A 26,100-nucleotide genomic window follows, 5' to 3' on the forward strand; every position below is an offset into this window, starting at 1 on the left:
CTTTTAATCACCCACCTTTGTATATTTAATATAATTATAACACTATAATATTAAGATTTTACGCCTTAGATATTAATGTGAATTTTTTATTTCAATCTATAGTATACGATATTCTTCTTCCTTTGAATCATCAAATAAATAATTCTTTTAGTACATTTGGATAGTTAGTTATTATTGCATCTACTCCTAAATCAATCATATTTTGCATATCATTTTTATCATTAACAGTATAGACATTTACTTTTAAATCATTATCATGTGCTTTTTCAACAATTTCTTTATTTACGCTATGATATTCTGGATGAAGAGCATTTCCACCAACCATTTGTACATAATTATGAGGTTCAAATATACAATCATAGTATAATACTCCTGTTTTTATGGTTCTATCTAGTCCTATACATCTTCTTACAGAGTAATGATTAAATGTAGATACTATGACTCTTTCTTCTAGCTTATATTTTTTGATTAAATCATAAGTTGTTTTTTCTATATTTTCATAATCAATTATGCTATTTTTAATTTCTATATTTATAATAATATTCTTATCACTAATATACTTTAAGAATTCTTCTAATGTTGGAATTTTTAATCCTTTAAATTCCTCACCAAATTTTATTCCAGCATCAAAATTCATTAATTCTTCTAATGTATAATCTTTAATTAAGCCTGTGCCAGTTGTAGTTCTATCAAGTTGTTCATCATGGCATATTACTGCATATCCATCCTTAGTTAATTGAACATCAGTTTCTATTCCATCACAGCCAACTTCTATAGCTTTTTCAAAAGCTAGCATTGTATTTTCTGGATATACTCCACTAAATCCTCTATGAGCAATATTTACTATTTTTTTCATTTATAGTTTCCCCCTAAGTCAATCTACTTTTCAAGTAATAACTAAACATAAATCTATTCTAGTTTTTTATACTAATTATTTATTTTTATCTAATAAAATTTTAAAATAGATTCTATATGATTATAATAACAAAATAAATATTATTATTAAAGAGTAGCAATAATTGGATTAATAGAATATGCTACTCTTAATATATTATTTCTTACTATTAAATTTTAATTCAAATAAAATGGACTATTTTATTTGAATCTATATCATTTCTTCAACCATACAAACTCCTTCTATATGATGAAGTTGTAAAATATATTCCATATGATCACAGCTTTGATTAAGCTTTAATGTCATGGCTAGTGCAATAACTTTTACATCACTATTTTTATTCTTAATTTCAACATTAAATATTTTAGTTCCATCTTTTTTAACGCAGGTCATAAAGTTCATAACTCCTTTAATATCCTCAAGTTCAACATAAATATCAATAGTTTTAGAATGTGTTTGCATATATTCATCAAGTTTATGAAGTCCAGTGACTACACCCATTAAAAATATACATGTTATAATAGCACCTTCATAAAAACCTATTCCAATAGCTAGTCCCATACAAGCACATGCCCAAAGTCCAGCTGCTGTTGTAAGTCCCTTAACTTGATTTTTTCCAACTACTATTATTGTACCTGCACCTAAAAAGCCTATACCACTAATAACTTGTGCACCCATCCTACTTGCATCACCTTGTAAATTTAATACATCAGTCATATACTGATTTGTAATCATTATAATTGTAGCTCCAATACACACTAAAATATGTGTCCTAAATCCTGCTGGTCTGTTTCTTCTTCCTCTCTCAGCTCCAATAATTCCAGCACAAATAGTTGCTAAAGTAAGTCTAACTATTATTGATACTGTATTAACTTCTCTTAAATAATTTATTAAATCTAAACTTTGCATATCATCACCTACTTTTAAACTCTTAACAAAAATCTTTTACAATTCTAATTTAAATAACAGAGATTTTTATAAATGCCTAATCTTATTTAAAGTTCTATATAAGAAGAGAGACAATGTAACCAAAATTTTGACTACATTGCCTCAATAGACATTGTATGTTTAAATTTATTCTATTTAAGTTTAAAGTTATGTTTTGCAAAAAGTTTATATATTCATAAACAAAGCTGAAGTAACAATTGAACTTACGTTTAAAACATAATTTTATAGATATTAATTGAATAAATTAATAATTTGTTCTTCATTTAAGGTATTTATAAATGAACCTATGTTTAAATCATCACCTAGGATTGTATCTATAAGCTTTCGTTTACTATCTTGAAGTTCTACTATCTTTTCTTCTATAGTACCTTGTGCTATAAGTTTAATTACTTCAACAGTGTTTTCTTGACCAATTCTATGTGCTCTGTCAGTTGCTTGATCTTCTACTGCTGGATTCCACCATGGATCGAAATGTATTACTATATCTGCACTAGTTAAATTAAGACCAGTTCCTCCAGCCTTTAAAGATACCAAAAATACATTATTCTCTCCATCATTAAAATCATCAACCATTCTCATTCTATTGATAGATGATACTGAACCATCCAAATAAGAAAATAATATGTTATTTTCTTTAAGTAAGTTACCTATATTTTTAAGCACAGATGTAAATTGAGAAAATACTAATATTTTATGGCCTGAACTTATGCTATGATCTAGTATCTCTAAAAGTGCATCTATTTTCCCACTTGTACCTAAATAATTTCCCATAATAACTGATGGATCTAAGCAAATCTGTCTTAACTTTGTTATATATGATAAAATTTCTATTTTACTGTTCTTAAATTCATCATCTTCAACTTTCTTTTGTATTAAATCTCTAGCATATTCAGAATAAGTTTTATATACTAATTTTTGCTCATCACTTAAAGGAATAACTAATCTTTTTTCAATTTTATCAGGTAATTCTTTAATTACATTTTTCTTATATCGTCTTAATATAAACGGCTTTACAAGTCTATTTATTTCTTCTAATATTTCTTTTTCTTCTTCAAGCCTTCTATAATATCTACTTGTAAATCTTTTTTCATCATAAAGATACCCAGGCATTATAAAGTCAAAAATAGACCAAAGTTCCATTAATGAATTTTCTATAGGTGTACCTGTTAATGCAAATCTTGATTTTGATTTAATACTTTTAACAGCTTTTGCATTTTGTGATGAAGCATTCTTTATGTTTTGAGCTTCATCTAAAATACAATAATCAAATATCATGTCATATAAATCTAAATCTCTTCTCAAAAGATTATATGTTGTTATAATAACATCATAGTTATTATATGCTTTAATAAGCTCTTCACGTTCCTCTTTATTCGAATTTACTATACATACTTTCATTGAAGGAGCAAATTTTTTAAATTCATTAAACCAATTATATATAAGAGAAGTTGGTGCTACTATAAGTGAATGTGAATTTTCTTTTGATAATAAAAATACTATGGCTTGAAGTGTTTTCCCAAGCCCCATTTCATCACCTAATATTCCACCAAATCCTAAATAATCTAATGTTCTAAACCAATTATAACCATCTCTTTGATATTCTCTAAGTTCCGCTTGAATACCATATGGGGGTTGAAATGATTTATTTTTAATGTTTTTAAGTTTATCTCTTATGTCAGTGATTTTTTCTCTACCAGTTATAAATCTAAAATCTTTATCTTCTAAATATTGTTCTAAGTAAATTCCTTTATTTTTATATAAAGCAATTGTGTTATTATTTAAAGTCTCTTCTAAAAGTAAATTATCTAAAAGAGTTAGTATTTCTTTTAGGTCTTTATCTTCTAAATCTAAGAACTCACCATTTTCTAATTTATAGTACTTTAAATTACTTCTAAAGCTTCTTAATATATTAGTGGTTTCTTCTTTAGATAGGTCTGATAATATAAATTCAAATTCAAAATAATCAAATTTGCCTTTTCTAACATCGCCTTTAAAGTCAGATTTTGATATATTTCTTATTCCTTTAAAATTCTCTGAATAAAAAACTTCACCATAATCTTGAAATCTTTCTATATCATATTTAAAGAATCTAAATATATAATCATCATCTTTTAAAAAGATAAATCTATTATTTACATCTTCAAATCCAAATTTTTTTACTAATTTATATACTTCTTTTTCTTTTTGAGAATCTCTATATATAACTTTTTCTTTGAATTCTTCAAAGTAATTAAATTCATACCCACCATATGAAACCTTTAATGTTAAATAAACATTTTCCCTGTCTTTATCAAAGTAAAATTTGAAAATAACAGGTGCTATTACTACCTTATTTTTAAGTTTTTTAGATAAATTTAATCCATTACTTACATTTTGTATTGATGGTATAAGCTCTTTTAACACTCTTTTTTCATCATTTTGCCCAAATGCTATACTCTGTGTATTATTAAATACTTTAAGATAAGGAACTAATCTTTCACTTTGTTCTGTAGATGGAACATATATTGAAGTACCATAAAGAAATACATCTTCATCTTGTGTAAGTGCTTCTGGCATACCATTAGGAACTTCTAATATTATATTATTTCCACTGTCACATAAAGAAAAAGGAATTGGTATATCTTCATAAAGTATTTCTGAATCGATTATTCTACAGAAAAACCCATCGCCTAAATATATTCTGTGATTCTTTATTATATCTAAAAAAGTTTTAACTAAGATATCAGGTATAGTTAAAGTTTTTCCATTTATAATTTTATCTTGACTTCTTTTAAATGAGCTTTGTAAATTTTCTTTTTCACTCAATCTATAAATAAACTTGATAAGTCTTCTATCATCAAATGATAAATTCTGCTTCCTTATATCAAAAATAAAATCTTTTCCATATTTGATGGGCATTTTATTGTACATACATGTTAAAAATTGATTTATATCTTTTAACACATACATTTTATTATTACAACTTTTTAAACCGATTTTAAATTCGGCTTGAAGTTTTGAAGACCATGTATTTCTATTTAAGGTTATCTCAAATTTAACATTTTCTTTATTATGTTCTAATAGTGAACTTAATAAATCTTGAGATTTTGCTGCTTTAGAAAAAAAACTCTTATCATCATCTTTGCTCTCTTGCAAAAATAATAACTTTTCTTTTAACTCTTTATCATTATCTAAACTATTTAAAAAATAGTAAAAAGATGCTATTAAATGCTTACAACAGTAATTATCCTTTGAAAATTCTTTTTTCTCAAAATCTGTACAACTACAATATGTACCTATAACCTCTTTTGTTTTACTATCAATTTCTATTTTACAGGAATATTCATTAAAAAGACTTTCTGATATTACAGAAGAGATAATATCTATCATATGATTATCTACATTAACTTTTATATCTTTCACTAAATCATTTTTAAGTATTACCTCAGCTTTAACTCTATTTCGTCCGCTTATGCTATTATTGAATCCTTCCATTAACACTTGTTTTATCATAAATTATCACCGTTTATAAATTACTTATTTATTTCTCTCATTCTTGTTATTAAAGAAGATTCTATATACTCAGATTTAGAAAATCCTTTTCTAAAATATCTTACTTGCTTATATTTTTTCCCTTGAAGCTCCATATCTAAAACATCTATTCTATCACCTTTAAATATTAGAGGTTCTTTCTTTCCTTTTAAGTAAACTTGTAGTTCCACTATAAATCCTCCATTATTGTTTTTTCTTTGAATTATATTCTTCTATTGAAGCTGCAATTTCATTTAAATATTCCCATCTCTCATACTTCTGCTCTAATTCTTGCTCAAGAGATTCTTTTTCCTTCATCAATTCATTAAGCTTTCCATAATTAGTAGCATTTTGCTCTAAATCTTTATCAAGATGCTCTATCTTACTTTCTAAAGTAGATATATCTCCATCTATAGTTTCAAATTCTTTTTGTTCCTTAAAAGTAAACTTAGGTTTATCTTCTTTATTTTTAACTCTTTCTTTTTTCACTTTATTAGTAGACTTTTCATTTTCTAAAGATTTATTATTTTTTTCTATCTCTTTTGCTATTAAGAAATCACTATAATTACCATTATATTCTTTAATTAATCCATCGCCTTCATAAGAGAATATTTTATTACAGATTCTATCTAAAAAGTATCTATCATGTGATACAACAATTACAATACCCATAAATTCATCTAAAAATGATTCTAGAATTTTTAAAGTTTCAATGTCCAAATCATTTGTAGGCTCATCTAATATCAAGAAATTAGGCGATTCCATTAATACTCTTAAAAGATGTAATCTTCTTTTTTCTCCACCAGATAATTTTTCAATTGGAGTATATTGCATTGTGCTATCAAATAAAAATCTTTCACACATAGAAGAGGCTGTTATTTTAGTTCCATCTTCAGTTGGAATATACTCTCCACCTTCTTTTACATAATCTATAACTCTTAAATTATGATCAATATGAGCATTGTCTTGTGCAAAACAACCTACCTTTACAGTGTCACCTATTTCAATTCTACCACTATCTAGTGGTATTAAACCTCTAATTAAGTTAACTAAAGTTGTTTTTCCTGCTCCATTTTCTCCAACTATACCTATTCTGTCATCTCTTAAAAATAGATAATTAAAATCTTTTATAATTTGTTTTTTATCAAAAGATTTATTTACATCATATAATTCAACTATTTTTTTACCTAATCTACTTCCTACAAAAGATATATCAACATTATCTTTTATTTCAATAGATTTTGTATTTACTAATTCATCAAACCTTTGTAATCTTGCTTTTTGCTTAGTTGTTCTAGCTTTAGCACCTCTTCGTACCCATTTTAATTCATTTCTAATTAATGCGTCTCTCTTTTCTTCTTTAACTTGTTCTGTTTCAAGTCTTTCAACCTTCTTTTCTAGAAATGCAGTATAATTTCCAGGGTATGTATAAAGGTTTCCTCTATCTAATTCAATTATTCTATTAGTAACTCTATCAAGAAAATACCTATCATGAGTAATCATTAAAAGTGCACCTTTTCTTGTGTTTAAAAATTCTTCAAGCCATTCTATAGATTCAGCGTCAAGATGATTTGTAGGCTCATCTAATATAAGTAATTCACAAGGTGTTATAAGAGCTGATGCAAGGGCAACTCTCTTTTTTTGTCCACCAGATAAATTATCCATTATTTCATTATAGTTAGATATTCCTAGCTTATTTAAAATACTTTTAGCTTCACTTTCTAAGTCCCATAAATTAAAAGAATCAATTTGACCTTGAAGTTTTATGAGTTTATCATTTAATTTATTAAATTCTTCACCGTTGCAAGCGTTTATCTTTACTAATATATCTTCATATTCCATAAGAAGTTTCATTTCTTTAGTGTCACCTCTAAATATTTGTTCTAAAACTGTGGCTCCACTTTTAAAATCTGGGTTTTGAGAAAGATATTCTATTCTAACATTTTTTCCTTTTGTTATAGAGCCATCAAAAAATTCATCTTTTCCCCCTACAACTTTTAAAAATGTTGATTTTCCAGCTCCATTAATGCCTATAAGTCCAATTTTATCACCATCGTTAATTCCTAACGATATATTGTTTAATAATATTTTTTCACTGTAACTTTTATATATATTTTCTAAAGTAATTATATTCATTAAAATTAAAACTCCTTCATGTATTTCTTCATAATAATAATCTACCTCTTATTTTAACACATTTTTAAAAATTCCACCTTATAAAAGAAAGATCCAATAGAATTTAAATAATTATATATCTATGATTATAGCAAATAGAGTCAACATTTCTTATAAAAGAAACACTGACTCTATTCTTACTTTTATTTTTTTATTGGCTTTGTTTTAGCAGAGTGTTGATATATGCATAAGGATTAATATGTATTATTTTTGATTGTGTGCTCCAATATCAATTATTATTAACACTGACCAATCAGTTTCTGGATTTTGAATCCACTTACATTCAATATCAAGAAATTTAAGCCAAGCATTAAGTCCATGACTTTTTTTACTAACATTAGGCGATTTTCTTCCATGAACTTCTTTTATAAATTCTAATAATTCTATTTGTTCATTTTTTTCAATTTTTTGATCTAATAAGTCTCTTATTTTTTCACAACATTTGTTGTAAGCCATTGGATCTTCTAAATATAACTCATCTGAATATACTTGTCTTTCCTTATTTAAAAGATCAGAAATTTCATTAATTTCATCTATGTTTGACAAATAGTGTTTAACTCTCCTTAATGCCTCAATATCAGCATCTAGTTTATTTATTGTTTTTTCTAATTTCTCAAATTTCATTTAATCTTCTCACTTTTCTTTTTTTATTTGCTATGTTTTAAAATATCAATTATAAAACATAGCTTTGTTTCATAACTATGATACCTCATTATAACACTATTTTTCATTCCTTCAAATTAATTAATAATTTTATTTTAATTAACTAATAATTTTATTTTAATTAACTTGTATTATGCTTTATCGATCACCTTTTCAGTGTGTATAATTTTACCAAGATTATTTGTTGATTATTTGACAATAATAACAATAAAATTAAAGAATAAATCAATAAAATATTGGTTTTTCTACTTATTTAATTTTTGTATGAGGTATTAGATATGAATAAAAAAATCATAGTAATTGGAAGCGGTATTGGTGGACTATCTGTAGCTGCACGCCTTTTATCAAGGGGTTTTAATGTTACAGTATTAGAAAAAAATTTAACAATAGGAGGGAAAACTAACTTTTTTGAAGTTAATGGATTTAAATTTAATTTAACAGCATCATTAATCATGTTTTTTAGAGACTATATTGAGGTTTTTGAGTATTGTAATAAAAATTATAAGGACTATTTTTCTCTTATTCCTATAGAAACACTCTATAGAGTGTTTTATTCTGATAATAGCATTTATGATTTTTCAAATAAATTTTCATCACTTTCTTCAAATATCAACCAAATTACAAATGGAAATATAGAGGACATATACGGTTATTTTAACTTTTTATCTTCTAATTATGAAAAATATCAAATTGTAAACAAGTATTTTTTAAACCAAAATTTTTCTAATAATAATAATTTTTTTAAATCTATAATTAGTAATACACATCTTGATTTGAAAATACTTCATTCATCTTATAAGGATTGTAAGAAATATATTAAAAATGAAAAGCTTATAAATTATTTTATGTTTCAAACTATGTATATAGGAGGATCACCATACACTTTATCAAACATATATAATTCAATTCCAGCTGTAACTCAAATAGAAGGGTTATATCATATGCAAGGAGGAATATATTCTTACATAAAAGCATTAGAAAATTTAATATTAAATCAAGGTGGAATTATAAATACTAATTGTAATGTAAAGAAAATATTATTTGAAGATAAGAAAGCTATAGGGGTAATAGTTAATAATCAAAAATTAAATGCAGATGCAGTAATTTGCAGTAGTGATTACTCTTATACAATTGATAATCTTATACAGGATAAGGATATAAAAGATTCAGTTAAACCAGTAGAACAATTAAAATATTCTTGTTCAACATTTATTTTATATTTAGGCTTAGATAAGAAATATCCTATGCTTAACGTAAATAATATCTATATAAATAAAAATTTCAAGAAAAACTTAAAAGCTCCTTTTAAAGGAATACTTTCAAAAGATCCATCAATATATATTTATTGCCCTAGTTCAGTAGATACCACTATTTGTCCAAATGGATATGAATGTATTAATGTTATGATTAGAGTTCCTAATTTACTTTACAATAATATTACTTGGAATTTAAAAACCAAAAATATGATAAAGAAAGAACTTTTAGATATATTATCATCAATAGATACCCTTAGTGATATAAAGGAACATATAATACTTGAAAAATATTTAACGCCACTTGATTTTAAGTACGCATTCAATACATATGGTGGAACTGCATTTGGTTTAAGTCATACACTAAATCAGACTAATATATTTAGACCTCAATGTGAAATCAAAAATATTAATAATCTATTCTTTACAGGTGCTTCTACTCATCCAGGTAATGGAGTGTCCATGGTTATTAAATCTTCTAAAATTTGTAGTGATAGAATCTGTGATTTATATAAATAGAGTGAAAATATATCTTAAGTTTATTTATATTATAGTTTTACTTTAAATATTAAGATAAGTAGAATTTCTTTAACACATAAACATACTCTTATTTGGATAAACTACATTCATATTAATTTTAAATGGTGGTGAAAATTTATGAGAAAATTGAGCATTTTTTTTATATGCTTTATTATACTTTTTAATATACCTATAATATCAAAGGCTGAAGAAATTAGAGATTATGAAGTACAAATGAAACAAGATTTATTGGTCTTAATGTTATCATATCCTAACGACATTGTAGGAATTGAAAAAAGCGATGATAAAGTTTATATTGTTATGAAATCTGGAAAAAAAATCTTATATGATGATAAAATTCAAAAAAGTCATGAAGAAAAATTAGCAAATCCAGACCTTCAAGATATGTTAGAACAGTACTATCCCCTTGATAAAAATGATGTAATTATGGATAAAAGCATTGATCCTGGAAGAGGTAGAAATTATGAATTATTAAATGAAGTATACGGTAGTTCAAGAAATGCCATAGAAAAAAATTTAAAGAACTTAAAATATGGATATACAAATTACCAATTTAATAAACAAAATAATGCTAACGCCTCTTTAGATAATGCCTTAAAAGACCTTGTTCCTTTGTGCAAAACTAGAAATGATATAGCTAGTATACTTTATCCTGCTAGTGGAACTTACAATTATAGAGTAATATCTGGTACTGGTAGGTTAAGTCCTCATTCTTATGGAATAGCAATTGACTTAAAAAGTGATAAAAGAGATTATTGGAAATGGGGTTCTGAAAAAGATGCACAAAAAAGGCTTTCTGAATATCCTAAAGATTTAGTAGAAACATTTGAAAATAATAACTTTGTTTGGGGTGGAAAATGGGGGCATTTCGATATATTACACTTTGAATATAGGCCTGAAATTATTTTAAAAGCTAAGTATTTTACTAATTGGAATAATGAAGAGAATTGGTTTTATGGAGTTCTTTTAGAAGATGAAACTACAAAAAATTATATTGATATTATTGAAAAAGCATTAACTTAAAATACTATTTAGAAAGAGGTAGTAATATATGTACATATTTAAATTCACTAAATTATCTCTAAAAAAAGCAATTATATTATTTACTATAATTTTAACATTATTTAATATATTTTCATTTAAAAATGCTTTTGCTAGTGACACAGAAGATGAGTTAAAAAAACATATAGAAAATATTTTTTTAATAAAGAGTAGAGCTGTATTAACTCAAGATTTAGATTGTCTAAGAAGTCTATATTGTGATAATACAAAAATTGCTCAATGGGCCTATGAATATGAAGAAAAGAAAGTTAAATATATAAATAACTGGGCAGAAAAGCAAGGAGTTAAGTTTTTAGATATAATACCAAAAATAAAAATTACCAAATGTAATATTGGTGATAAAATATGTTCTTTTTATGTGTTATGTGACACTGAGTATAAGTATGAATATTTAGACAAACCTAATATAATTAACAGTTCTAGAATTGGAACTTCACATTCAATGAGACTCACTAAATATGATGATGAATGGATAATAACAAAAGAATGGTACAATGATCCCTTTGCTGATTCATTAAGTTTAGAAAACATTAAAGTAGATGATATTAAAGAACATATTAAAAATCAGACTTCAAGAGATTTTTCTTCTTTAGATGAGAAACGAAAGAATGCATTAGAATATGCTGAAAAACATTGTGGTGTATCTTCATTAGATGAACATAAATTTAAATACAATAAAAAATATAAAAATTTTAATTGTGAAGGTGGAGATTGTGCAAATTTTGCTTCCCAAGTGCTTCATGAAGGGGGTAAATTTAAAAAAAATTCTGTTTGGAATTATGATAAAGGTAGTGCTACTGGTCCATGGGTAAATGCTGATAAATTTACTCGTTATATGTTAAACAGTGGTAGAGCTTCTGTTATAGCTACTGGTAATTATGAGAGAGTTTACAAAGCCTCTTATAAATTACTACCTGGAGATTTTATAGCTTATGAAAAAAAAGGTCATATAACGCATGTCTCTGTTGTTACTGGTGCTGACTCTAAAGGTTATAGTCTAGTTACTTGTCACAATACAGATAGAAATAATGTCCCTTGGGATTTAGGCTGGAGCGATAAAAAAATGAAATTTTGGCTAATTAGGGTTCACTATTAGATAAAAAAGTAGGCTACGTTAAAACATAGCCTACTTTTTTAAATAATGTAATTTTCGTATAAGTCTTGAACTTTATTCCAATCAATTATATTCCATATATTTTTGACATAATCTGCTCTTAAGTTTTTATATTGTAAATAATAAGCATGCTCCCAAACATCTATACAAAGAATTGGCGTTAACCCATTACTAATTGGACTATTTTGATTTAAGGTTTTTAAAATTGATAAATTTCCATTATTATCTTTTACTAAAAATCCATAACCTGATCCAAACTGACTTATGGCCAAATTAGTTAATTGAATTTTCAAATTCTCTATATCTGCAAACTTGCTATTTATCTCATATAATAAAGTTCCTTCTGGTTTTAATTTAGGATTTGGAGATAAATTATAAAAATATAAGTTATGATTAGCAACTCCTCCACCTTGATTTATTATATCTTGCCTTATCTCTTTTGGAAAAGATTCTACATTTAATAGTATTTGCTCTAAGGTTTTCCCTTCAACCAGATCTGTATGTTTTTCTAATATTTTATTTAAGTTATTAACATAAGTCTGAAGATGTTTATTGTAGTGTATATTTAGTGTTTCAGCATCTATATATGGTTCTAATGCATTATATTCATATGGTAATTTTATTTTATCAAACATGTGTTTCCCCTTTCAACAACAATATTTTGGTTATATTATATTAATATTCTAAAAATTGATTTTAGTTATAAAATTACTCTATTTTCATTTAATAAAATATATAAATTTTAATATTATTGTTTACTTTCTATTCCACACTTCATATAATTATTTAATAATAAATTAATTTCAACTATTATAATCTATAGAATTATAATTTCTTAATATTTGGGTAAATTAAATAAAAAGAGGTTTATAAATATGAAACAAATGACATTTGGAGAAAAACTTAAAGATAAAGAATACAAGCAAAGAATTGGTGCATATGCACTAATCTTTAAAGAAAATAAAGTAGCTGTTATAAAATTGCCAGGTGGATATTTCTTACCTGGTGGTGGTATAGAACAAAATGAAAGTAATGAAGAATGCTTAAGAAGAGAATGTATGGAAGAATTAGGTTGCACAATAAACATAAAAAAATTTGTATGTATAGGTTCTTCTTATCATTGGGGACGTAGATTTAATGGTTATATTCATAGCATTGGTAATTTTTATTTAGCAGATTCATTAAAAAAAGTAGCAAATCCAATAGAAAAAGATCATGAGTTAGTTTGGCTTAATATTGAAGAAGCATATAGTAAAATGTTTTTGGCACATCAAGCTTGGGCTATAAAAGAAGGATCTATCTTTAACGAAAATTTAAATAAAAGATAGAAATAATATAAAGTGTACTATATATTTAGTATTTTTAATATATAGTACACTTTTCTTTAATAAAGCTTTTTAATTTTTTCATTAAATTTATTATAAAGTTCAATCATATCAGGTTCATTTGAATATAAATTAATTTCACTTATAGGAATCCATTTAACACCACTATTTTCATCTTTCTTTATTATAAGTTCTTCATTTTCATCACATTCTAAAACATAAGCCACTGATAAATGTAAATGTGCAGATATATAATTTTCTTTTTTAAAATGTCCTTTAACAGGTAATACATCTAATGATAAAATCTCATTAGTAACTACATTAAAATTTTTAACACCAGTTTCCTCTTGAGCTTCTTTTATTGCAACATGTAGAAAATCACTATCACCATCAGTATGACCACCAGTCCATGCCCATGTATTATATATATTATGATGAATCATTAATACTTTATCTCTGTTTTTATTTACTATGTATCCAGAGCTGGTCATATGAGCCAATGAATTTTCTCTAGTAAGCAAATTATCATATTGATTTATACAGTCTAATATAAATTTTTTATCACTAGCTTCCTGCTTATTATATGGATTATAATTCTCTATTTCTCTAATCCAATTCATTAAAATCTTCCCCTTATATATATTATTTGGGTCTATACTTATAGATTATCCATCTGTTTTTATTGTAACATATCCATCTTTAGTAAGAAATGTTTGCGACTTTATTATTGTTATTACTTAAAAATTCTAATTCCAATAACACAATAATTTATAAAAGTATAGGACTATCTTAAAATAATTCTTTTAACATAGTCCTATTATATTAAATGGGGTTAATTGGCTCCAATGTTACATGTTAGTCCTATATCTTCAACAATTTTTTTGAAATTTAACATTACTTCTTCACTTGGGGTATTAATATCATTTTGCATTAAATATTCTTTACCTAAGCAATCATATTTATTTAAACCTAATTTATGATAAGGTAATAAATGAATCTCTGTTATATTGTTTAAGCTTTTTGTAAATTTAGCAATATCTTGTATGCTTTTTTCATCACAATTAAACTGAGGTATAACAGGAACTCTAATAATAGTACTAGTTACCAATTCTGATATTAACTTTGCATTTTCTAGTATTATCTTATTGCTTGCTCCAACATATTTTATATGCTTATCTTCATTAAGTGTCTTTATATCTAAAAGTACTAAATCAACCCAAGGTGCTATTTTTTTAAAAACCTCTTTATCTACATGCCCTGTGGTTTCTATCGTTGTATGAATTCCTATGCTTTTACATCCTTTTAATATTTCTAGCGCAAACTCATGTTGTAATAATGGCTCTCCACCTGAAAGTGTAACTCCACCATTAGATCTTCTAAATTGAGAGGAATCTTTATTTAACTCATCTAAAACTTCTTTAACGCTCATTTCTTTTCCTGAAACAACAAGAGCTCCTGGATAACAGTTTTCTGCACATTTTCCACAACTAATACATTTATCTCTATCTATTCTATTAAGATTATTAAAATCAATAGCATTATATTCACATATAGTTTCGCACTTATGGCATCCTGTACAATTCTTTATATTAAAAAGTAATTGTTTATTTACATTTTGAGATTCAGGATTGCTACACCAATGGCAAGATAATGGACATCCTTTTAAAAATACTATAGTGCGTATGCCTGGTCCATCATTTACTGAAAATCTTTGTATATTAAAAACAGTACCTATTTTGTTTAAATCCACTTCGTTTTTTAGCATAGCTTTTTCCTTTCATAAGAGTATTTATATTTATTTCTATATTTAAAATTTACTTATAGTAACTTATTTATAAATTTTGTTCTGTTCTCTTTATAATATCATCTTGTACGCCCTTATCTAAACAAATAAATTGAGCACTATAACCAGCAACACGTACTATTAAATCTCTATATTGTTCAGGATGTTCTTGAGCTTCAAGAAGAATTTTTTTATCTATTACATTAAATTGTATATGCATACCTTTTCTATCAAAATAGCTTCTTATTAAAGATCCTAAGTTTTTCAACCCATTATCTCCTTGTAGAGAATTTGGATTGAACTTTTGATTAAATAATGTTCCACTTGGAGCTGCAAAATGTTCTAATTTAGATACTGAATTTGCAGCAGCTGTTGGTCCATTAACGTCTGCACCTCTAGTTGGAGATACTCCATCTGCTAAAGGTTTAAATGCACTTCTACCATCAGGTGTTGCACCAACAAGACTGCCTAAATATACATTATTTGAAACCGGATATAATCCTGGAATGAATTTTCCTCCACGTTGATTTGTATATTTTAATACTTCTTTACAATAAATAAGTGCACCATCACGTGTAAATTCATCTACTTCATCTATATCATTACCAAACTTAGGAACTCTATTTAAAATTAATTGTTTTATATCTTCATATTCTGCTTTTTTAATTGGATCATCTTCATTTTCACCAAAGTTACTATCAACAGCAGCTTTTAATTTTAATAAAGTAATTTTGTTTTCATCAAATATAAGCTTCTTTATAGCCATGAATGAATCACCAACATTTGCAATTCCAACACCTAAAGGTCCTGAAAAACGATAGTGTCCTCCACCTTCTTGAATTGACTTTCCTGTGCCAATACAATCATCAAGCATAGATGATAAAAATGGAAGTGGTGCCCTTTCAGCATGTGCTATATCAACACAATTATCTGCTGCAACCATATGGAATACAAAATATTCTATTTGTTTTTTATATGCATTTATAAAATCATCTATATTTTTAAATGAAGTAAACTCACCAGTTTCAGGACCAACTTGCTTGCCATTAAGTCTACCATTATTCATAGATAGTTCTAATATCTTTGCTAAGTTAAAGAATGCAGCATCATACCAACCATCAGTTTTTCCAGGCTTTTGAGGTTCAACGCATCCTACAATTGCATAATCTCTAGCATCTTCTATTGTTAAACCTTGATTAATCAAGGTTGGAATAACCACTTCATCATTATAAAATGCTGGCAGACCAGTTCCTAAACGAGTTAATTCACAAGTTCTAATTAAAAATTCATCAGGAGTTTTGCTCCATATTCTAACACAAAGAGATGGTTGTGGTAATTTTAAACTTCCAGTAGCTTCAAGGCACATATAAGATAATTCATTTGTTGCATCCTTTCCATCTGGAGTTTGTCCACCCACAATTAAGTTTTGGAACATAGAATAGCCACTAAAAGCTTTAGTTGTTGTTTCATCACGAACTTTAGTAAGATCATTAAATTTAACCCACAAACAATGAAGAATTTCTGTATTTATTTCTTTAGTTGCAAATTTATTATCAATATCATTCTTATAATAAGGATACATATATTGGTCAAAACGTGCTGGAGATATAGCATGTCCGTTAGATTCTAAGCTAATTATAGCTTGTACAAACCAAAATGATTGACATGCTTCATAAAATGTTTCTGCTGGATTAGCTGGAACTTTGCTACAGATTTCAGCAATTTTTAACAATTCATTTTTTCTATCTATATCTAGTGTTTCGCCTGCTAATTTTTTAGCTAATTCACTATACCTATTTGCATATTTTATTGCTGCCTTACATGAAATTATTATAGAATCCCAGAATACTTTCTTTTTAACATATTCAGGATTGCTTTTATCAGCATTAATTATAGCATTCTCTGTTTCATTTATAATTCCTAAAAATCCTTTTTCTAGTACTTTAGGATAATCTACAGAAATATGACCTAAACCATTAAAATGATAATTAGCCACTGTAAATACTTTTGTATTCATAGCATCTTTAGTTTCATTAGACATATAAGATGTAGCTAATTCACTTACTGTTTTTCCTTGCCAATACTTAAAAACTTCTTTAAGCTTAGATTTTGTTTCTTCTGGAATTTTGAATAAATCTGAAGTTCTTTTCTCAAATTTATCAAATTCATCTACTAACCATTGGTTTGAAAATTCAGGAAAAACTTGACATGATCTAGGATTCTTAGTTAAGCTTCCTACAATAAGTTCATTATCTCTAATTACTATAGGTATTTCACTTAGTATCTTCTCAAGAGATTTAGCCTTTCGAATAATTATAGGTTCATTTTCTGTTTCTTTAAATGATGCAGTTAATATTATTGCTCTATCAGCTTCAATACATGGAATTGCTGAAAATATCTCTTCTTTTAATTTTTCTACTCTTTTAGTAGGATTTATAAATCCTTTTGCTAATATATCCATAGTTCTCCCCCTCTTATTACAAGATATTTTATTTGTAAGCTAATCAAGGTAATTTTTATAAGAATACGTTTACTTATTTTAGCTCAAATAATTTATTTCTTATATACTATAATACAGGTTGACTTAGATATTTTTTAATACTTATGTGTCCAATCGATTATAATATTTTTCCAGTAAATATTATAATCGCTGTTTTTTATTAAATTTAAGTAATTATTTAACTATAAGCTATATTTTTATGTCATACTTTTTCTCTATATTCAGATGGGGTAATGCCTTCTTCTTTTTTAAATACTTTACAAAAATAATTAGGCTCATTGTACCCCATATCAAATGCCAAATCATTTATGCTAATATTAGTTTCTTTTAATACACGTTTTGCTTCTTGTACTCTTATTTGTGTTATATATTTATTAAAATTAACACCCACATATTTTTTAAAGCTCTTACTAAAATATGCTGTACTATAATTCATATACTCTGCTACTTCTTTAAGTGTTATATTTTTTTTGAAGTTTTTTTCTATATAATTTAAAGTTTGATTTAACTTATATTCATTAGATAGATTTTCATCTAAAAGCATACACTCATTATTTTTCATGTATTCATTTAGTATCTCTATAACCTTTTCTGGTTTGACTGGTTTTAATAAATAGTCATCTGCCTTTACTTTTAAAGCCCTTTGTAAAGATTCAAAGTTATCATAAATACTCATTAATACAATTATTTTCTCTTTATAATTTTTCTTTATAATTTTAGTTACTTCAAATCCATCTTTTCCTGGAAGCATAGTATCTAAAAAAATTATATCTGGATTTAAATTATTATTCATGCTAATTACTTCATCACTATTACAAGCTAATCCAACAATACTAATATTTTTTATCTTTTTATATATAATTATTTTTAAAGCTTCAAGTTCTAAAATGTCATCAGAAGCTATTAATACTTTACACATACTAATGCTCTCCCCCCCTTTACATTTCCCTGATTTTTTTAATTTTAGACTCTATTTTTAATGTGTGTTGATATATTGTTTAGGTAAAGTTTTCTTGTAATTAGACTATACATTTTAGTATTCCTAATTCCAATTACTAAGTCCTTATTTTGCCTATACACTTATACATATATCAACGTTTTACTAAAAAAATCTATAATGGTAGTTTAAAACTCACATTAGTCCCTATATTTAGTTCGCTTTTTATATTAACTTTATATTCTTTTCCATAATATTTAACGAGAACATTATTAGCATTATATATGCCTGCTCCTAAAGAGCCTTTTTTGCATTTACCATTTAATATTGAAAATAATTCATCTTCAGAAATTCCTATGCCATTATCTTGAATTAAAATAGTAGCATTATTTTCACAGCAGTCTCCTTTAATAAAAATAGTTCCTCCATCTTTTTTAGGGCATAGTCCATTTAATATTGAATATTCTATAAATGGTAAAAAAATCATAGTTGGTATTTTAATGTGATTAATTTTTTCATCTATATTAATTTCATATCTTATTCTCTCACCAAATCTAGTTGATTGTATCTTTAAATATGTTTTGATGTTTTCTATAGCTTTCTCCATAGAAACTAAGTTACCAATATTTTTAAAGTTATATCTAAATAGTTTTGTTAAAGAATATATCATTTCTTGAGTTTTAGGAGCATCTTCTATTAGTGCAAGACTAGATATTGTGTTTAATGTATTAAGAATAAATTCAAAACTTATAGGTGTCTCCAAAGAATCCAATTCACAAAACTTAAGTTTTTCTTCTAATTCTTTTCTTTCCTGTTTTTCTCTAATAAGCTTTATATTATTAAAGCTTAATTCTTCCTGAATTGAACTAAGTTCAGATTTTTCAACCAATAAATTTACAATTATATTAATTAAAGAATATATTGATTCAATCTTAGAATAATCTATAAATTTTGTGCTATTGAAGTCATTTAATAATTCATTATCATTTCTACACATTTTAGAATAATAATTTGATTTTCTAATTGGTTCAAGCTTATCTTTATTAGTTCTAACTTGTCCAAAAAAAACTGCGCCAAGATAATTACCATTTACAATAATAGGAATAGCAACATCTACTAAACCTGCTGGACATTTAAAAACATATGGTTTTTGTCTTATAGCCGCTTCTAATCCTGCATGCGCATTTGTATCATAACATATTTTCATACCTTCTTTAGTATTTCTAACTTTACTACAAAAATCACAAAAGTTTGAATAATTATTAATTGGATTACCCTTAAAATCAACTATATTATATGCAAGTCCAGTAATTTCAGCTAATCTATCTTGTATTGATTTTAATAAATTAATATCAATTATATCATTTAAATTTCTATTACCAATCATTTAAATTAACCACCTTTTGGTTAGTATATTTTTTACATTTAATCTTTTTTATTCCACAGCTAATTCTAATAATATTATCCCATATTAATTTATGCTGTCAAGAATTTGATGGTTTTTTACTTTTTTGTGTTTTCTTTTGTTTTTTTATCTTTTATTTTATTGTGGAGTTATGTTTTAAAGGTATGTTACATTAACGTTATAATATAAAATATCCAAATTAGTTTTTTAACAAAAATCACAAAAAATAAATTAGTATATTAATACTAATTTATTTTTTGCTGTTTAATTATTTATGACCTTGTGAATAAATACTGTCTGGATCTGATCAACATCTAATATTTTCATCTTTATCCTATTAGTATTTTAGCTTCTGGATATTTATATAAAGTCCTTTTTCTTCTCTTAGTTAATGCTAATGCAACTGTTAAAGGTCCTACTCTTCCTAAATACATCATTATAATTATCATACCTTTACCCATACTACTTAACCTTTGAGTAACTCCTGTAGTTAACCCCACGGTACCAAAAGCTGATGTAGCTTCATATAAAAGTGAAATAAGAGATTCATTAGGATCAGTTATTGTTAATATCATAGTAACAACAATAACTAAAGTCATACCAATAAATAACAATGAAAAAGCTTTGTATACCAATTCTTTTGGAAATCTCCTACCAAAAAGTTCAGTATCTTCTTTCCCTTTTATAACACAAAGAACAGTAAGAATTATCACGCCAAAAGTAGTAGTCTTAAGTCCTCCAGCAGTTGATCCTGGCGATCCACCAATAAACATCAGTATAATGGTAAAAAACTTACTTGCAGTATGCATTTCATCTATTGGTATACTATTAACCCCTGCTGTTCTTGGCGATACTGATGCTAACAATGAATTAAATATTTTATCTTTTAAATTCATATTACCAATTGTATTTAAATTAGTATATTCTAATGCAAATATGAAAACACCTCCAAATACTATTAATGCAGCAGTAACTAAAAGAACCAACTTAGTGTGACTAGATAATTTTTTTATACCTTTGAAATTATATATTTCAAGTAAAACAGTAAATCCTAATCCACCAATAATAATTAAACTACTAACTGTTAATAATACAACAGGCTTATTATAATATCTTGTTAAACTTTCAAAATTCCCTATTACATCAAATCCAGCATTACAAAAAAAAGATACTGAATGAAAAATGCTATAAAAGCTACCCTTTTTCAATCCAAATTCAGGTACAAATTGTGTTGATAAAATGCATGCGCCTAATATCTGTATTGAGAAAGTAATTCCCATAACATACCTTAACATCTTTACAAGACCTTGTATGCTTAATGTATTCATAGCTTCTTGCATAACTAATCTATTTTTCAGTGTGATTTTTTTACCAAATAGCATAGCTATAAATGTAGCAAACGACATAAATCCTAAGCCACCTATTTCAATAAGTATTAAAATTATTACTTGTCCAGTGCTACTCCAATATGTACCTGTATCTTTTACAACTAAACCAGTTACGCAACTTGCAGATGTAGACGTAAATAACGCATCCAAAAAATTAGTTGATTCTCCCGAAGCTGATGACATTGGTAAAGATAATAATAATCCTCCTATAAAAATTAGTATGACAAAACCTATTGCTAGTATCTGCACAGGATTTAATTTAAATTTATTATTTATTATTGACATAACGATCACTCCACATAATATAGTATTCATATATTATAATATATTTTTTATCATTAATGACCAATTAATATATTATTTAACATAAATATAACGCTATTTTACTACAAAATTTGAACCTTATGGTAAAATAGCGTTGTAAATGTTATACTTCTATGATTAATATTTAAATTTATATGCTTAATTGGTCAATAGCTGACTTTATTTTACATCTAATTTATAATAATTTATCACTAAGTTTCATAAACTCTTCTATGTCTTCTTCTATTGTCTTTAAAGAGTTTTTCCAAAATTCTTTATCATGTATATCTATTCCCATAACTTTTGTTACATCTGCTATTTTATTTTTACCTGTAATTGAAAGTAATTTTTCATATTCATTAGGGAATGACTCTCCTCTTTTTAAGTATTCAGCATATAGCCCTTTAGCAAATAATAACCCAAACGCATATGGGAAATTGTAAAAATTACTATCTGCATAATAATAATGTGGCTTCCAAGTCCACATATATGGATGTAAGTAAGTTTGATCTAATCCATCACCATAAGCTTCTCTTTGAGAATTTAACATTAATTCTTTAATTTTATCTACACTTAGAGCGCTTTCTTTTCTTACTTCAAAAAATGATTTTTCGAATAAAAATCTTGAATATATATCAACTATTACTTGAGTACAATCACTTATTTCAGTTTCTAATATTGATAAGGCCTCATCTTTAGTAGCTTCTTTTATAGCTGCTTTTTTTATTATAGTTTCACAGAAAGTCGATGCAGTTTCTGCTATTGGCATAGGATAATCAGAATTTAATGTTGTTTCATTATTTAAACACTCACCATGAAATCCATGACCTAATTCATGAGCAAGTGTTACAACATCACCAAAACTTTCACCATAATTAAGTAAGAATCTACTTTCACCTATAAAATGTAGATTTTCACAAAATGCTCCTCCTACCTTACCAGACTTTGGCATTACATCTATCCATGCATTATCTATAGCTTTCTTAGCAAAATCAGCTAAGTTATTACTAAAAGTATTGAAATTTTTAATAACAAATTTAGTTCCTTCTTCATAACTGAACTTCATATCAGCATCATTAATCGGTGCATATAATTCATAAAATGGCAATCCATTATTATATCCTAAAATTTCGGCTTTTCTTCTTAAATACTTTCTAAAAATAGGTAAACTTTCTTTCATTGCAGAAATCATAGCATCTAAGGATTCCTCATCCATTCTTGAATCTTTAAGTGTTTGTTCTAATGGAGATTTATATCCCCTTAAATCACATACAGTTAAAACTTCTCCTTTTATTCCATTAAGAGCTGCTGCTACCCCTTCCTCAACCTTTTTATAAGAAGCTATTTCAGCATCATATGCTTTTTTTCTAACAGTTGAATCTTTATCATATGCCATATTTAAGACTAAAGTTAGTGGTATAGATTTAATTTCTCCATTTTCTTCAATTTCTACTTTTAAGTTAGAAATTAGTTTATCCTTAAGTTTAAGCCAAGCATTAGATCCCGTATTTTTCATACTAGCAATTATATTTTCCTCTTTGTCACTAAGTAAATATTTACTATTTTTAATTATATTTTTTAATATAAACTCATGGTCTTTAAGTAATCTTGAATTACTTATAACTTCATCTATATTTTCTATGCTACTAATCCATCTTTCTAATTTAGTACTGCTTTCAACAATTTCTGTTAACTTTTTCTCTATAACATCTGAATATTTTAAACCTTCTTTATCTGTAGTGTCAACACTTAAAACCAAATTTATATATATTGATAATTTACTTGCTAAATCAGTAAATTTAGTAAACTTCTTTATATATTCTTCTAATTTAATTTTTAAGTTTTCTTTATCTAAAGTTATCTCTTTACTCCACTCATTAATATTCTCTATCATATAGTTAAGCGATTCTAAATCACCTTTAAATTCCTCACTATTAAATGATGAATATATTTCTTTTAAACTCCAATTTAATTCCATTCTCTTTACCTCTACTTCATTATTATTAGCTATGTAAAATTTGCCTAAATCAATAATCTACATAACCATTATATATTGTATCATGTAAATAATGGATTATAAGCTTTTGTTTCAAATTATTCCTCTTTAAATTTATTATATTAATGTTTTTTCAATAGTTCTTATTTGTTTACTTATAGTTTTTATTATATTGCTTAATATTTCATAAGTTTTTGGCTGAGTGTCTTTTGTATTATTTACAAGTCTACCTTGTATATCAACAAATAAAGAATATTTATCTTTAGCTAAATTAAGTGAGAATTCTAAATATTCCCTAACATTATTCACTTTTGGATTATATAACTTATTGTTAAATTCATTTATTAAAAAAGACATTTTATCATAAGTCATAATGTCTATTTCTTCAAGTTCTGTATTACTCACTTCATTTCTTAATTCTTCATAATGTTTTATCATTGCATCTAATTGATTAGATAATACTTTTGCTATTACTTTTACAGCAGGATTATTAGTATTTTCATTTACAACACTATTAATTATTATTTTTCTTCTTTCTTCAATATTTATAGCTTTATCAATGATATCAATTCCATTATATCCCATACAATAAATTCCTTTCAATTATATTTTATGCATATAACCATACATACTGTTATTGTTTGCTATGTACATATAATTATATTTTTGTTATAACACTGTTTATTATTTAATGTAATATATTGCATTATAATTAATAATATATATTAACTTAATTTTATAGAAAAATATAAGTTTTCAATGTATAATTATAATATATTATTTATCTAAAGAAAGTTGAGGTTTATTATAAATGTATAAAATGAAAGAAGAATTTAAAACAGGCATTGAATTTATTGATGAACAACATAAAAAACTCTTTGAGATAGCTGATAAGGCATATAATTTACTAACCAATAATTTCACATTAGATAAATATGATTCTGTTGTAAATATTATTGAAGAATTAAAAGACTATACAACATTTCATTTTAAATCTGAAGAAGAATACATGGATAGTATAAATTACAAGCGAAGATTCTCTCAAAAAATCGCACATGAAAAATTCATTGAAGAACTTAATAATGTGGATTTAAAAATTGTGGATGAAAACCAAGATGAAGGTATAAAAAAAATACTAGAATTTTTAAATACTTGGTTAACTGAACATATATTATATAGCGATAAACTTATCGGAAAATAAAAAAATAATACTATAAAGATTTTAAGTTATCTTTATAGTATTATTTTTTTATTTACTTTTTATACTTTATTTTAAATTATATATTTGTTTCTTTATATTTAGTTTTTAAAGCTATCATTGCTTTTTTTAATCCTTGATTTGCAGCTTTTTTATACCATATATATGCAGTTTTACGATCTTGAGCTATTCCATTTCCCAAATAATACATAGTAGCTAAATTATATTCTGCATATGAGTATTCTTGATATGCAGCTTTTTTATAATACTTAACAGCTTCTTCATAGTTTTTTTCTATTCCAATACCCTGTTCATACATATAACCTAATGTATTTTGAGACTTCTCATAGCCTAAAATTGAAGCTCGCATGTGCCATTTAAATGCCTTTTTATAATCTGTATCAACGCCTTTTCCATACATATATAAATTACCTAAGTTATATTGTGCATAAAAATCTTCTTGTAATGCGGCTTTTTCATACCATTTAATAGCTTCTTCATAGTTTACTTCAGTTCCTAATCCCTCTTCATACATACATGCTAAATTACATTGTGCATCTGGATTTCCTTGATTAGCTGAATATTTAAAATATTCTATAGCTTTTTCATAATCTTGCTTTACTCCATTTCCACAATAGTACATATCTCCTAAATTATATTGTGCAACATCATAGCCTTGCTTAGCAGATTTTATATACCATTTAACAGCCTCTTCATAATCCTGCGTAATCTCCTCACCAGTATAATATCTATCACCTAAAACATTTTGTGCTTTTTTGTTTTCTCTATCTGCATATTTTCTTATTTTTTCTAAGCTTAAACTTTCAAAATCTATATCTGCATTTTTATAATTATCTATAATGTTCTTTATTGTTATTATTCCACCCACTGCTTCATCCCCCATTTATTACAAATTAAAATTTAATTTGCATATAAATTTGATTCAATATTATTATACACTATTTAAAAACAATATGTTTTTCCATTTTATATATTTTTATTTTAGGCTCTGTTTTAAATGAGTGTTGATATATGCAATAGGTAAAGTGGCATTGTAATTGGACTTTGAGAATTCTCAATGAGTATTGTCACATTTACTGCTTGT

21 protein-coding genes are annotated in these 26,100 nt (G+C 25.8%); 5 read left to right on the forward strand and 16 right to left on the reverse strand.

Annotated elements, in window-relative coordinates; genetic code table 11:
- Positions 1-130: 130 nt before the first annotated feature.
- The 6 genes from RGC78_RS12070 to RGC78_RS12095 all read right to left on the reverse strand — a co-directional run bounded on the left by RGC78_RS12070 (position 131) and on the right by RGC78_RS12095 (position 8,152).
- On the reverse strand, positions 131-856 hold the full coding sequence (locus RGC78_RS12070; protein ID WP_252212249.1) for a glycerophosphodiester phosphodiesterase: 726 nt from the start codon (positions 854-856) through the stop codon (positions 131-133).
- A 249-nt stretch (positions 857-1,105) separates the two neighbouring features.
- Positions 1,106-1,804, reverse strand: a complete 699-nt coding sequence (locus tag RGC78_RS12075) for an MgtC/SapB family protein (protein ID WP_309556700.1) — start codon at positions 1,802-1,804, stop codon at positions 1,106-1,108.
- Positions 1,805-2,074: 270 nt separating this feature from the next.
- On the reverse strand, positions 2,075-5,335 hold the full coding sequence (locus RGC78_RS12080; RefSeq protein ID WP_309556701.1) for a DEAD/DEAH box helicase: 3,261 nt from the start codon (positions 5,333-5,335) through the stop codon (positions 2,075-2,077).
- Positions 5,336-5,355: 20 nt separating this feature from the next.
- Positions 5,356-5,544 (reverse strand): hypothetical protein, encoded by a 189-nt coding sequence (locus RGC78_RS12085; protein WP_309556702.1) that lies wholly within the window; start codon positions 5,542-5,544, stop codon positions 5,356-5,358.
- 13 nt (positions 5,545-5,557) lie between these two features.
- Positions 5,558-7,489 (reverse strand): ABC-F family ATP-binding cassette domain-containing protein, encoded by a 1,932-nt coding sequence (locus RGC78_RS12090; protein WP_309556703.1) that lies wholly within the window; start codon positions 7,487-7,489, stop codon positions 5,558-5,560.
- Positions 7,490-7,732: 243 nt separating this feature from the next.
- Positions 7,733-8,152, reverse strand: a complete 420-nt coding sequence (locus RGC78_RS12095; protein ID WP_252212245.1) for a hypothetical protein — start codon at positions 8,150-8,152, stop codon at positions 7,733-7,735.
- A gap of 317 nt (positions 8,153-8,469) precedes the next feature.
- Between RGC78_RS12095 and RGC78_RS12100 the strand changes: the two genes are divergently transcribed.
- From RGC78_RS12100 to RGC78_RS12110, 3 genes are all read left to right on the forward strand, one after another.
- A complete protein-coding gene (locus tag RGC78_RS12100) occupies positions 8,470-9,963 on the forward strand; it encodes a phytoene desaturase family protein (protein ID WP_252212244.1) in 1,494 nt (497 codons plus the stop codon).
- Between the two features lie 138 nt (positions 9,964-10,101).
- Positions 10,102-11,007 carry a M15 family metallopeptidase gene (locus RGC78_RS12105; RefSeq protein ID WP_252212243.1) on the forward strand — a complete coding sequence of 302 codons (906 nt, stop codon included), beginning with the start codon at positions 10,102-10,104 and terminating at the stop codon, positions 11,005-11,007.
- A 28-nt stretch (positions 11,008-11,035) separates the two neighbouring features.
- Entirely contained in the window at positions 11,036-12,142 is a 1,107-nt protein-coding gene (locus RGC78_RS12110; RefSeq protein WP_252212242.1) for an amidase domain-containing protein, read from the forward strand.
- A gap of 38 nt (positions 12,143-12,180) precedes the next feature.
- On the opposite strand, the gene RGC78_RS12115 is transcribed toward RGC78_RS12110, so the two are convergent.
- On the reverse strand, positions 12,181-12,795 hold the full coding sequence (locus RGC78_RS12115; protein ID WP_252212241.1) for a superoxide dismutase: 615 nt from the start codon (positions 12,793-12,795) through the stop codon (positions 12,181-12,183).
- A gap of 240 nt (positions 12,796-13,035) precedes the next feature.
- Here RGC78_RS12115 and RGC78_RS12120 point away from each other — a divergent pair, with 240 nt between their 5' ends.
- Positions 13,036-13,488, forward strand: a complete 453-nt coding sequence (locus RGC78_RS12120; protein ID WP_309556704.1) for an NUDIX hydrolase — start codon at positions 13,036-13,038, stop codon at positions 13,486-13,488.
- 56 nt (positions 13,489-13,544) lie between these two features.
- Here RGC78_RS12120 and RGC78_RS12125 read toward each other — a convergent pair whose 3' ends face one another.
- From RGC78_RS12125 to RGC78_RS12160, 8 genes are all read right to left on the reverse strand, one after another.
- Entirely contained in the window at positions 13,545-14,105 is a 561-nt protein-coding gene (locus tag RGC78_RS12125) for an NUDIX hydrolase (RefSeq protein WP_252212239.1), read from the reverse strand.
- Between the two features lie 212 nt (positions 14,106-14,317).
- Positions 14,318-15,250: a glycyl-radical enzyme activating protein gene (locus tag RGC78_RS12130; protein ID WP_252212238.1), complete on the reverse strand. Its 933-nt coding sequence runs from the start codon at positions 15,248-15,250 to the stop codon at positions 14,318-14,320.
- A gap of 67 nt (positions 15,251-15,317) precedes the next feature.
- Complete coding sequence (locus RGC78_RS12135) at positions 15,318-17,729, reverse strand: glycyl radical protein (RefSeq protein ID WP_309556705.1); 2,412 nt, start codon at positions 17,727-17,729, stop codon at positions 15,318-15,320.
- Between the two features lie 241 nt (positions 17,730-17,970).
- On the reverse strand, positions 17,971-18,687 hold the full coding sequence (locus tag RGC78_RS12140) for a response regulator transcription factor (RefSeq protein ID WP_252212236.1): 717 nt from the start codon (positions 18,685-18,687) through the stop codon (positions 17,971-17,973).
- A 193-nt stretch (positions 18,688-18,880) separates the two neighbouring features.
- Positions 18,881-20,092 carry a sensor histidine kinase gene (locus RGC78_RS12145; protein WP_252212235.1) on the reverse strand — a complete coding sequence of 404 codons (1,212 nt, stop codon included), beginning with the start codon at positions 20,090-20,092 and terminating at the stop codon, positions 18,881-18,883.
- Between the two features lie 347 nt (positions 20,093-20,439).
- Positions 20,440-21,783 (reverse strand): TrkH family potassium uptake protein, encoded by a 1,344-nt coding sequence (locus RGC78_RS12150; protein WP_252212234.1) that lies wholly within the window; start codon positions 21,781-21,783, stop codon positions 20,440-20,442.
- A 214-nt stretch (positions 21,784-21,997) separates the two neighbouring features.
- A complete protein-coding gene (locus RGC78_RS12155; protein ID WP_309556706.1) occupies positions 21,998-23,779 on the reverse strand; it encodes a M3 family oligoendopeptidase in 1,782 nt (593 codons plus the stop codon).
- A 135-nt stretch (positions 23,780-23,914) separates the two neighbouring features.
- Positions 23,915-24,382: a hypothetical protein gene (locus tag RGC78_RS12160; protein ID WP_252223851.1), complete on the reverse strand. Its 468-nt coding sequence runs from the start codon at positions 24,380-24,382 to the stop codon at positions 23,915-23,917.
- Between the two features lie 226 nt (positions 24,383-24,608).
- On the opposite strand from RGC78_RS12160, the gene RGC78_RS12165 reads away from it, so the two are divergent.
- On the forward strand, positions 24,609-24,998 hold the full coding sequence (locus tag RGC78_RS12165; RefSeq protein ID WP_252212231.1) for a bacteriohemerythrin: 390 nt from the start codon (positions 24,609-24,611) through the stop codon (positions 24,996-24,998).
- Between the two features lie 76 nt (positions 24,999-25,074).
- Here RGC78_RS12165 and RGC78_RS12170 read toward each other — a convergent pair whose 3' ends face one another.
- Positions 25,075-25,884, reverse strand: coding sequence for a tetratricopeptide repeat protein (locus tag RGC78_RS12170; protein ID WP_252212230.1), 810 nt, complete (start codon positions 25,882-25,884; stop codon positions 25,075-25,077).
- Positions 25,885-26,100 lie beyond the last annotated feature (216 nt).

Source organism: Clostridium aquiflavi (genome assembly GCF_031344075.1).
In the GTDB taxonomy this organism is placed as follows: domain Bacteria; phylum Bacillota; class Clostridia; order Clostridiales; family Clostridiaceae; genus Clostridium; species Clostridium aquiflavi.